The organism is Pseudomonas sp. AC112, assembly GCF_979253545.1.
The window spans coordinates 4,559,268-4,570,173 of record NZ_CEEDCM010000001.1 but is presented as its reverse complement, the minus strand read 5'-3'; the positions used below and the strand labels follow the sequence as shown (position 1 = coordinate 4,570,173).

The following is a 10,906-nucleotide window of genomic DNA, read 5'->3' as shown; positions in this document are numbered from 1 at the left end:
GTGCCGGATTGGAGCATGGGGGTGGGGGGCTGTCTGTCACCCGAAACCCGGACATCCAAAGGGTAGGATCAGGCTTGGCTGAGGGTTCATTGCTGAAACGATTAAAGCGATGTAGGACATTGGCTATATCTTGCCGATGCCAAGGTGCATTGATTTATTTTATCAAAATATTTTTTCGTTATTTATCAGCTAGTTAAATAAAAATAGAACGTTTTATAGGATTTAACTGGCCGGAAACGCCTTTCAGAAACGTCGAATTAATGACGTGGTTTTTATGGCACGTTGTGTCCCTCGTTTCCGCTACATACGTAGGACGAATCCCCAGGCTAAATACACGCTCGACTACCGACTCTGGTGCGTGAGCAACGGATCGCCCCCGCAGAGAGCCCAGAGAGTCTGTTGACGGTGTTCGACATCAAGGATGAGATGGCTATGAGTTTGACCCGCAATAATGCCGACCCGCAAAGCCCGAATTTCTATGCCGAAATGGGCGAGTTGATTGCCAGCAGTGGCCAATCGGACTTCGCCGCCCACATGCTGCACCTGGTGGACAAGTGGGTGCCGATCCACCTGGTGGACCTGAGCGAATGGACCCTCGACGAGCTGCGCAACCGCGTGCTCGATATCAAGCTGTTGGGCAGTGCCGGCGAGAAGCAGGACCTGCCGCCGCCCCTGTCCCTGAACTCCATGGAAGACCATCCGCTGCTGCGGGACATGCTCGGCATGCAGGACCCGCTGCTGATCCAGCTCAAGGCCAAGGCCAAGAGCCTGTACCCGCGCGGCACCTCGCACCAGTGCAACCTGGTGTCGCGCCAGGGCAACCGGCGGTGCGTGATTTCGTTTTATCGACCGCCCAACCATCGCGGGTTTTCACTGGCGGAGCTGTCGTTTCTCAAGTGCCTGTCGGACACCCTGCTGCCGCTGATCGAGTGCCACGCCCAGAGCCTGCGCCAGGCGCCCCACACCGAGGTCGAACCGGCCCACACCTTGCTGGAGCAATCCCAATTGCAGCGTGAGTTCTACAAGCGCCTGTCCCTGGGCGACATCACCCTGTCGGCACGCGAGCAAGAGGTGTGCCTTGGCCTGCTGACCGGCGGCACCGTGCCGCAAATGGCCGAAAAGCTCAGCGTGAAAAACAGCTCCATCGAAACCTACCTCAAGCGCGCCGCCGCCAAGCTGGGCGTCAGTGGTCGGCATGGCTTGGCCAAATGGATGATTGGCGCCTGATGCATAAATTGAGCACGTTCGCGATGGCATGGATGCTCGGCGGTTGCTCGCTGATCCCGGACTATCAACGCCCCCCGGCCCCTGTGCCGACACAGTATCCCCAGGCAGGTGTGTACGCATTGGCGCAGTCCGGTACGTCGGACTGGCAGCACCTGTTCCGTGACCCGGCGCTGCAACGCTTGATTGGCGATGCCCTGGTCAATAACCGAGACCTGCGGGTGGCGGCGCTGAACGTCGAGGCGTTCCAGGCGCAGTACCGTATCCAGCGGGCGGACCTGTTCCCGGCGGTGTCCGCCACCGGGGCCGGCCAACGTCGGCGTTTGCCGGGGGATGTGACCGGCACGGGCAAGCCGGCGATTACCTCCAGCTATTCGGCGACCCTGGGGATCAGTGCCTACGAACTGGATTTGTTCGGCCGCATCCGCAGCCTCAGCGAACAGGCCATGCTCACCTACCTGGGCACCGAAGAGGCGCGGCGCAGCGCACAACTGAGCCTGGTTGCGAACGTCGCCAATGCTTACCTGACCTGGCGCGCCGACCAGGAACTGTTGGCCCTGGCCCACCAGACCCTGGTGGCCAACGAACGCAGCCTGCGCCTTACCAGTCGCAGCAAAACCGCCGGCAAAGCCTCGGCGCTGGATGTGGTGCAAGCCCGTACGAGCGTTGAAAGCACCCGCGCCAGCGTGGCCCGTTATGAACGCCAGGTGGCCCAGGACCTCAACAACCTCGCCCTGCTGGTGGGCGGCCCGGTGGATGAACACTTGCCGTCGCGGCCACTGGCTGACGACCTGGTGGCACGCGTGCCCGCCGGCCTGCCCTCGGACTTGCTGCAACGGCGCCCGGACATCCTCCAGGCCGAATACCAACTGCGCGCCGCCAACGCCAACATCGGCGCGGCGCGTGCGGCGTTTTTCCCGTCCGTGAGCCTCACCGCCAACGCCGGCAGCGCCAGCACCGAACTGTCGGGGCTGTTCAAGGGCGGTTCGGGCAGTTGGACCTTCCAGCCGCAGATCAACCTGCCGATCTTCAATGCCGGCAGCCTGCGCGCGAGCCTCGACTACGCCAAGCTGCAAAAAGATATCAGCGTGGCGCAGTACGAAAAATCCATCCAGACCGCCTTCCAGGAAGTCGCCGACGGCCTGGCGGCACGGCAGACCTTTGTCGACCAGTTGCAAGCGCAACGGGATTTTGTCGCGGCCAACCAGCAGTACTACAACTTGGCCGAACACCGCTACCGCAGCGGCGTCGACAGCAACCTCACGTTCCTGGATGCCCAGCGTGCGTTGTTCAGCTCGCAGCAGGCGCTGATCGTCGACCGCCTGGCGCAGTTGGTGGCGGAGGTGAATCTGTACACGGCGCTGGGAGGCGCGTGGCAGGTCAGCGCAAGCCCGACTGCCGCAGCCGATATTCCCCCGGCGTCACCTGCGCATAACGAAGGAAAAACCGGCTGAAATAGGCCGGGTCCTTGAAGCCGAGCTGGTAGCAGATTTCGTTGGCGGTGCTGCCGGTGAACAGCAGCAGCCGCTTGGCTTCCTGCATCACGCGCTCCAGGATCAGGCGCTTGGATGGCAGACCGGCCAGGCGCCGGCAGACATCATTCAGGCGCGCCTCGGTCACACCAATCCCCTGCGCATAGCGCGCCAGCGGCCAATGCTCCAGATAGTGAGCCTCGATCAGTTCGTTGAAGCGATGGAAGATGCGCAGGTCTTCGTGGCGGGTTGGCTGTGCGGGGAGTGAGTGCGCGCACAGGCGCAGCAATCGAATCATGATCAGCCGCGTGAGGCTGTCCAGCGCGGCGGCGCGCCCTGCCCGTGCGGCGTTGATCTCTTCGTTCAACTCTTCGAACAGCCGGTCCAGACCCTGGTCATCCGTCAGCGCCACACAGGCAGCGCCAGAGGCCAGGCTGGGGTCGGCGTCGATCAATCCCCAAACAAGCTGCTGGCGCACGGTCAGCACATGGCCGTCGGCATCCGCCTCGGTGACAAAGGCGTGGGGCACCGTGGGCGGCGTGAGGAAGAACATCGGCCCCGATTCGACGTATTGGCGGTCATCCAAATAGACCCGCACCGCGCCACTCTTGACGTAATGCACCTGAAAAAACCGGTCATGCCGATGCACCGGCATGTTGCGCCCGAAAAAACCCGCCAGGTTGCCGAGCTTGTCGTAATGCACCTCGGCATCGCTGTAACGCTGGTCGTAGACCTGCCCGATGTTGATGTTGGGAATCGGCTGCACGCTGCCCCCTTGTTGTTATTTGAATGCCGCTGGATTTTGCCACGCTTGACGGTAGTTAACATATTAATTATAACGTTAATACATTAACGAACTGCCTATGCAGCAGTCGCCACCGCCAGGAGAAACGCATGAGCCGTACCCTGCATGATGTTGCCAGCGGCACCCTGTTCGGCGTTGCGCTGAACTACCAGGGCCTGCTGGACCAGCATCTCGCCGCCTTCCAGCAGGCGCCCTACCAGAAGCCACCGACCAAGCCGGTGCTGTTTATCAAGACCCCGAATACGCGCAATCAGCACGATGCGGTGGTGCTTCACCCACAGGGCGAACGCCTGCAACCCGGCCCGGCGCTGGGCGTGGTGATCGGCCAGCGCGCCAGCCGCGTCAGCCTGGACAATGCCATGGCCCACGTGGCCGGTTATGCGGTGGTCAACGAGTTCAGCCTGCCGGAAGACAGCTACTACCGCCCCGCCGTCAAAGCCAAATGTCGCGACGGGTTCTGCGCGCTGGGGCCGGCGTTCGTGCCACGGGACCAGGTGGGCAACCCCAACCAACTGAGCCTCAAGCTGTGGGTCAACGGCGAACTGCGCCAGGAAAACTCCACCGCGAACTGGGTGCGGGACATCCCGCAATTGATCGCAGAGATCAGCGAGTTCATGACCCTGTACCCCGGCGACGTGCTGATCACCGGCACGCCCGAAGGCCGTGTGGATGTGGTGCCGGGCGACACCGTTGACGTCGAGATCAGTGGCGTGGGCCGCCTGACCAGCCATATCCAGGCGGAGACCCCAGCATGAAACGCGCCCGCATCCGCTATGAAGATAAAATCCACGCCGTAACGGTCGAAGCCGACAATGCCGTGCGCCTGAACGATGGTCGCCTGCTCGCGGAAGATCAGGTCGAGTGGCTGCCCCCAGCCACCGGCAACATGTTCGCCCTCGGCTTGAACTACGCTGACCACGCCGCTGAACTGGCCTTCACGCCGCCGACTGAACCGCTGGCTTTCATCAAGTCCGTCGGCACCTACACCGGCCACCGCCAAGTCACCTGGCGCCCGGACAACGTCGCCTACATGCACTACGAGTGCGAGCTGGTGGCGGTCATCGGCAAGGCCGCGCGCAACGTCAAACGTGCCGACGCCCTGGACTACCTGGCCGGCTACACGGTGTGCAACGACTACGCGATCCGCGACTACCTGGAAAACTACTACCGCCCCAACCTGCGCGTGAAAAACCGCGACGCCACCACCCCGGTCGGCCCGTGGATCGTCGACGTCGCCGATGTGCCCGAGCCAGGCAACCTGACCCTGCGTACCTGGATCAACGGTGAATTGCGCCAGGAAGGCAGCACGCGCGACATGATTTTCGACATCCCCTATCTCATCGAATACCTGTCCAGCTTCATGACCCTGCAACCCGGCGACATGATCGCCACCGGCACGCCCGAGGGCCTGGCCGATGTGGTGCCTGGCGATGAAGTGGTGGTGGAAGTCGAAGGCGTAGGCCGCCTGGTTAACCGAATTGTCAGCGAGGCGGAGTTCTTCTCTGCCCGGAAAGAGGCGTAAGCAGCATGATCAAACACTGGATCAATGGCCGCGAGGTCGAAAGCAAAGACACCTTTATCAACTACAACCCGGCCACCGGCGAGGCGATTGGTGAGGTTGCCAGCGGCGGTGCCGAGGAAGTCGCGTTGGCCGTGGCGGCAGCCAAGGAAGCCTTCCCCAAGTGGGCTAATACTCCGGCCAAGGAACGCGCACGCCTGATGCGCAAGCTCGGTGAATTGATCGAACAGAACGTGCCGCACCTGGCCGAGCTGGAAACCCTCGACACCGGCCTGCCGATCCACCAGACCAAGAACGTGTTGATCCCACGGGCTTCGCACAACTTCGACTTCTTCGCCGAAGTCTGCACGCGCATGGACGGCCACAGCTACCCGGTGGACGACCAGATGCTCAACTACACCCTCTACCAACCGGTAGGCGTGTGCGGGTTGGTGTCGCCGTGGAACGTGCCGTTCATGACCGCCACCTGGAAGACCGCGCCGTGCCTGGCACTGGGTAACACGGCGGTGCTGAAGATGTCGGAACTGTCGCCGCTGACCGCCAATGAACTGGGGCGCCTGGCGGTGGAGGCCGGCATCCCCAACGGCGTGCTCAACGTGATCCAGGGCTACGGCGCCACGGCCGGTGACGCGCTGGTGCGGCACCCGGACGTGCGGGCGATTTCCTTTACCGGCGGCACCGCCACCGGCAAGAAAATCATGCAGACCGCCGGCCTGAAGAAGTACTCCATGGAGCTGGGCGGCAAGTCGCCGGTGCTGATCTTCGAGGACGCCGACCTGGACCGTGCCCTCGACGCCGCGCTGTTCACCATTTTTTCCCTGAATGGCGAACGTTGCACCGCCGGCAGCCGCATCTTTATTCAAGAAAGCGTCTACCCGCAATTTGTCGCCGAGTTCGCCGCCCGCGCCAAGCGATTGATCGTGGGGGACCCGCAAGACCCGAAGACCCAGGTCGGTTCGATGATCACCCAGGCGCATTACGACAAGGTCACCGGCTACATCAAGATCGGTATCGAGGAAGGCGCCACCCTGCTTGCCGGCGGCCTGGATCGTCCGGCCAACCTGCCGGCGCATTTAAGCAAAGGCCAGTTCATCCAGCCGACCGTATTTGCCGATGTGAACAACAAGATGCGCATCGCCCAGGAAGAAATCTTCGGCCCGGTGGTGTGCCTGATCCCGTTCAAGGACGAAGCCGAGGCCCTGCAATTGGCCAACGACACCGAGTACGGCCTGGCCTCGTACATCTGGACCCAGGACATCGGCAAGGCCCATCGCCTGGCGCGCGGGATTGAAGCCGGCATGGTATTTATCAACAGCCAGAACGTGCGCGACCTGCGCCAGCCGTTCGGCGGGGTCAAGGGCTCCGGCACCGGGCGAGAAGGTGGCCAGTACAGCTTTGAAGTGTTTGCCGAGATCAAGAACGTGTGCATTTCCATGGGCAGCCATCACATCCCGCGTTGGGGTGTGTAGTTCGCACATGTTTGCTTTCCTGTGGGAGCCGGGCTTGCCCGCGATGCAATCGACTCGGTACACCTGAGACACCGCGTCGCCTGCATCGCGGGCAAGCCCGGCTCCCACAAGGATCTCGCTGGCCTTACAACAATAACTATTCAGGAGAATCATCATGGGCGAAGTGGTCCTGGCGGCGAAGATCTGCCACGTACCGTCGATGTACCTGTCGGAACTGCCCGGCAAGCATCACGGCTGTCGCGAAGCGGCGATTGCCGGGCATAAGGAAATCGGCCGTCGCGCCCGCGAACTGGGCGCCGACACGGCGGTAGTGTTCGACGTGCACTGGCTGGTCAACAGCGGTTACCACGTCAACTGCGGCGAGCAGTTCCAGGGTACCTACACCAGCAACGAGCTGCCGCACTTCATCAAGAACATGGACTACGCCTACCCCGGTTGCCCCGAGCTGGGCGAATTGATCGCCGCCGAGGCCAACGCGGCCGGCGTGCGCAGCATGGCCCACAACATCCCGAGCCTGGAGCTGGAATACGGCACGTTGGTGCCCATGCGCTACATGCACATGGGTGTGCCCGAGGATGAAAAATTCAAGGTCATCTCCATTTCGGCCTGGTGCGCCTGGCATCGCCTGGAAGACAGCTTTGCCTTTGGCGCCGCCGTGCGCCGCGCTATCGAAAAGAGCGACCGCAAGGTGCTGGTGTTGGCCTCCGGCTCGCTGTCCCATCGCTTCTCGGATGACCGCCAGGCCGAAGCAAACATCCACAACTGGACCCGCGAGTTCGACAAGCAGGTGGACCTGCATGTGGTGGAGATGTGGAAGCAGGGCCGCTTCAAGGAGTTTTGCGCGATGCTGCCGGACTACGCCGAACACTGCTTCGGCGAAGGCAAGATGCACGACACCGCCATGCTCCTGGGGCTGCTCGGTGGGCCGGATTATAACCAGCGCGCGGAGATCATCACGCCGCCGTTCGGCAGCTCGGGCACCGGCCAGATCAACGCGATTTTCCCGCTGTAAACCTGGGAGAAACCCATGCCGCACTTTATCGCCGAGTACACCGACAACATCGAACAACAGGCCGACCTGCCCGGCCTGTTTGAAAAAGTCCATCAACTGCTGGGGGACACCGGCGTGTTTCCCTTGGGCGGTATCCGCAGCCGTGGCGTGCGCCTGGACACCTGGCGCATGGCCGATGGCAAGCACGACTACGCCTTTGTGCACATGACCCTCAAGGTCGGCCACGGTCGCGACCTGGCCACGCGCGAAGCGGTTGCCGAGGCGTTGTTTGCGGTGATCACCACACACTTCGCCGAGCTGCAGGCGCAACGTTTGCTGGCGCTGTCGTTCGAGATGGTGGAGCTGCACCCGCAGCTGAATTTCAAGCAGAACAATGTGCATGCGTTCCTGAACAACCCGACGGGGTAGATCCCGTCGCTCCCCTCACGGCCTCTCAGACAAAAAGTACAACATCATGAGCACAGCCCAATCGACTGCCAGCCGCGTGCTGGCCGAGCATGACCGCACCCATCGTTCAGTGACCTGGCGCCTGATGCCGCTGTTGCTGGTGTGTTACCTGTTCGCCCACCTGGACCGCATCAACATCGGCTTCGCCAAGATGCAGATGAGCAGCGACCTGCACTTCAGCGACACGGTGTACGGCTTCGGCGCCGGGTTGTTCTTTATCGCCTACGCGTTGTTTGGCGTGCCGAGCAACATGGCGCTGGACCGCGTCGGCCCACGGCGCTGGATCGCCAGCCTGATGGTGGTGTGGGGCTTGTTGTCCACCGGCATGCTGTGGGTAGACAGTGCCAAGGGCTTCTACGTGCTGCGCTTTCTGCTGGGGGTAGCCGAGGCCGGCTTTTTCCCAGGCATCCTGGTGTTTCTCAACCGCTGGTACCCGGCACGCCGCCGCGCCCAGGTCACCGCGTTGTTTGCCATCGCCGTGCCCATGGCCGGCGTGCTGGGGGGGCCGTTGTCCGGGGCGATCCTTGAACATTTCCATGATGTGGGCGGCCTGCGCGGCTGGCAGTGGATGTTCCTGATCGAAGGCCTGCCGGTGGTGCTGCTGGGGCTGGTGGTGCTCAAGTGGTTGCCGGACGGTTTCGACTCGGTGCACTGGCTGACGGCCGAGCAGAAACTTCAACTGCACGCCCAACTGCGCAGCGAAGAACAGCGCAAGACCATCACCTCGTTCGGCGGCATCCTGCGCGACCCACAGGTGTGGTTGCTGGTGGCGGTGTATTTCGCGGTGATGCTGGCGGTCAATACCCTGGCGTTCTGGATGCCCACGCTGATTCATGGCGCCGGTATCGGCCGCGACAGCCAAGTGGGCCTGCTCAGCGCCGTGCCGTACCTGGCCGGGTGCTTCTTCATGATCGGCTGCGGGCGTTCGTCCGACCGCCATCGCGAACGCCGCTGGCACCTGTGCGTACCGCTGCTGATGGCCGCCGTCGGTATCGCCGTGGCCGGCCTGGCGCCAGGCAATCCGCTGCTGGTCATGGGTGGCCTGGTGGTCGCCGGCATGGGCGCCAGTGCCGCCCTGCCGATGTTCTGGCAACTGCCGCCGGCGTATCTATCCACCACCACCCAGGCCGCCGGCATCGCCATGATCAGTTCGTTCGGCAGTGTCGCCGCGTTCCTTGCGCCATACCTGATCGGCTGGATGCGCGACGCCACCCAGAGCGCCAGCCTGGCGCTGTACGTACTCGCCCTGTTCATCGCCCTCGGCGGCCTGCTGGTGCTGCGCACCCACGCCGCCATCGTCAACCCCCATTAAGGACCATTGCCATGCTCGACCCCCAGCAAATCCTCCAGGCCGCTGCACACCTGGACCGCGCCGAACGCAGCCGCGAACAGGTGCGCCAGTTCTCCCTCGACTATCCCGGCATCACCCTTGAAGACGCTTACGCCATCCAGCGCGCCTGGGTCGCACAAAAGATCAAGAACGGGCGCACGCTGAAAGGCCACAAGATCGGCCTCACCTCGCGGGCCATGCAGGTCTCGTCGAATATCACCGAGCCTGACTACGGCGCCCTGCTCGATGACATGTTCTTCGACGAAGGCAGCGACATTCCCTTCGAACGCTTCATCGTGCCGCGGGTGGAAGTGGAGCTGGCGTTTATCCTCGGCAAACCGCTCAGGGGCCCGAACTGCACGGTGTTCGATGTGCTAGACGCCACCGAATGGGTGATCCCGGCGCTGGAGATCATCGATGCACGCATCCAGCAGGTCGACCCGCAGACCAACGCGACCCGCAAGGTCTTCGACACCATCTCCGACAACGCCGCGAATGCCGGTGTGGTCATGGGTGGCCGCGCGGTGCGACCGACCGAGATCGACCTGCGCAAAGTGCCGGCCGTGCTGTACCGCAATGGCGTGATCGAGGAATCCGGCGTTTCCGCCGCCGTGCTCAACCACCCGGCCAAAGGCGTGGCCTGGCTGGCGAACAAACTGGCACCGTATGACGTGACCCTGCTGCCGGGGCAGATCATCCTCGGCGGCTCGTTTACGCGCCCGGTCGCGGCTCGCCCTGGCGACACCTTCCACGTCGACTACGACCTGCTCGGCTCGATCGCCTGCCGCTTCGTCTGAACCCTGGAGGATTGTCATGGACATGCCCGTCAACCGCTTCAAACAACGCCTGCGCAACGGCGACGTACAGATCGGCCTGTGGCTCGGCCTGGCCGACGCCTATTGCGCCGAACTGGCCGCGAATGCCGGTTTCGACTGGCTGTTGATCGACGGCGAACACGCGCCCAACCACCTGCAAGGCATGCTGGGTCAATTGCAGGCGGTGGCGCCCTACCCCAGCCAGGCGCTGATTCGCCCGGTGATCGGTGACAGCGCATTGATCAAGCAACTGCTGGATATCGGCGCCCAGACCCTGCTGGTGCCCATGGTCGAAAGTGCCGCCCAGGCCCGCGAACTGGTGCGCGCGATGCGTTATCCGCCTCAAGGGATCCGGGGTGTGGGCAGTGCACTGGCGCGGGCTTCACGTTGGAACAGCATCCCTGGCTACCTCGATTGTGCGGATGAACAGATGTGCCTGCTGGTGCAGATCGAAAACCGTGAGGGCTTGCTGAACCTTGATGAGATTGCCGCCGTCGAGGGCGTGGACGGTGTATTTATCGGCCCGGCGGATTTGAGTGCGTCGATGGGGCATCGCGGCAATCCTGGGCACCCCGAGGTGCAAGCGGCAATTGAGGACGCCATCGGGCGCATCGTGCAGTCGGGCAAGGCGGCAGGCATTCTCAGCGCGGATGAAGGCTTGGCGCGGCGCTACATCGAGCTGGGCGCGACCTTTGTGGCGGTGGGCGTGGATACCACGGTATTGATGCGCGGGTTGCAGACGCTGGCCGGCAAGTTCAAAGGCGTTCCCACGCCAACCCACGCCGGCAGCGTGTATTAACCCCCTGTAGGAGC

Annotated in this window: 11 protein-coding genes; 10 read left to right on the top strand and 1 reads right to left on the bottom strand. The window is 62.9% G+C overall.

Annotated features, from left to right (window positions below):
- The first annotated feature begins 432 nt into the window (after window positions 1-432).
- Both AC0IYN_RS21335 and AC0IYN_RS21330 read left to right on the top strand, forming a co-directional pair.
- Complete coding sequence (locus AC0IYN_RS21335; RefSeq protein ID WP_457239631.1) at window positions 433-1,227, top strand: helix-turn-helix transcriptional regulator; 795 nt, start codon at window positions 433-435, stop codon at window positions 1,225-1,227.
- Window positions 1,227-2,678 carry an efflux transporter outer membrane subunit gene (locus tag AC0IYN_RS21330; RefSeq protein ID WP_471843091.1) on the top strand — a complete coding sequence of 484 codons (1,452 nt, stop codon included), beginning with the start codon at window positions 1,227-1,229 and terminating at the stop codon, window positions 2,676-2,678. Before AC0IYN_RS21335 ends, AC0IYN_RS21330 begins: the two co-directional genes overlap by 1 nt.
- Here AC0IYN_RS21330 and hpaA read toward each other — a convergent pair.
- A complete protein-coding gene (gene hpaA, locus AC0IYN_RS21325) occupies window positions 2,605-3,462 on the bottom strand; it encodes a 4-hydroxyphenylacetate catabolism regulatory protein HpaA (protein ID WP_457239629.1) in 858 nt (285 codons plus the stop codon). The two genes, AC0IYN_RS21330 and hpaA, sit on opposite strands and share 74 nt — an antisense overlap.
- 128 nt (window positions 3,463-3,590) lie before the next feature.
- On the opposite strand from hpaA, the gene AC0IYN_RS21320 reads away from it, so the two are divergent.
- From AC0IYN_RS21320 to hpaI, 8 genes are all read left to right on the top strand, one after another.
- A complete protein-coding gene (locus AC0IYN_RS21320) occupies window positions 3,591-4,256 on the top strand; it encodes a fumarylacetoacetate hydrolase family protein (RefSeq protein ID WP_457249106.1) in 666 nt (221 codons plus the stop codon).
- Entirely contained in the window at window positions 4,253-5,023 is a 771-nt protein-coding gene (locus AC0IYN_RS21315) for a fumarylacetoacetate hydrolase family protein (RefSeq protein ID WP_406599855.1), read from the top strand. Before AC0IYN_RS21320 ends, AC0IYN_RS21315 begins: the two co-directional genes overlap by 4 nt.
- Before the next feature lie 5 nt (window positions 5,024-5,028).
- Entirely contained in the window at window positions 5,029-6,489 is a 1,461-nt protein-coding gene (gene hpaE, locus AC0IYN_RS21310; protein WP_406599854.1) for a 5-carboxymethyl-2-hydroxymuconate semialdehyde dehydrogenase, read from the top strand.
- A 154-nt stretch (window positions 6,490-6,643) separates the two neighbouring features.
- Entirely contained in the window at window positions 6,644-7,501 is an 858-nt protein-coding gene (gene hpaD / locus AC0IYN_RS21305) for a 3,4-dihydroxyphenylacetate 2,3-dioxygenase (RefSeq protein ID WP_471843087.1), read from the top strand.
- A gap of 15 nt (window positions 7,502-7,516) precedes the next feature.
- A complete protein-coding gene (locus tag AC0IYN_RS21300) occupies window positions 7,517-7,909 on the top strand; it encodes a tautomerase family protein (protein WP_406599852.1) in 393 nt (130 codons plus the stop codon).
- 46 nt (window positions 7,910-7,955) lie between these two features.
- Complete coding sequence (locus AC0IYN_RS21295; protein ID WP_406599851.1) at window positions 7,956-9,260, top strand: MFS transporter; 1,305 nt, start codon at window positions 7,956-7,958, stop codon at window positions 9,258-9,260.
- A gap of 11 nt (window positions 9,261-9,271) precedes the next feature.
- A complete protein-coding gene (gene hpaH / locus AC0IYN_RS21290; protein WP_471843083.1) occupies window positions 9,272-10,075 on the top strand; it encodes a 2-oxo-hept-4-ene-1,7-dioate hydratase in 804 nt (267 codons plus the stop codon).
- A gap of 16 nt (window positions 10,076-10,091) precedes the next feature.
- Complete coding sequence (gene hpaI / locus AC0IYN_RS21285; RefSeq protein ID WP_471843079.1) at window positions 10,092-10,892, top strand: 4-hydroxy-2-oxoheptanedioate aldolase; 801 nt, start codon at window positions 10,092-10,094, stop codon at window positions 10,890-10,892.
- Window positions 10,893-10,906: the final 14 nt, after the last annotated feature.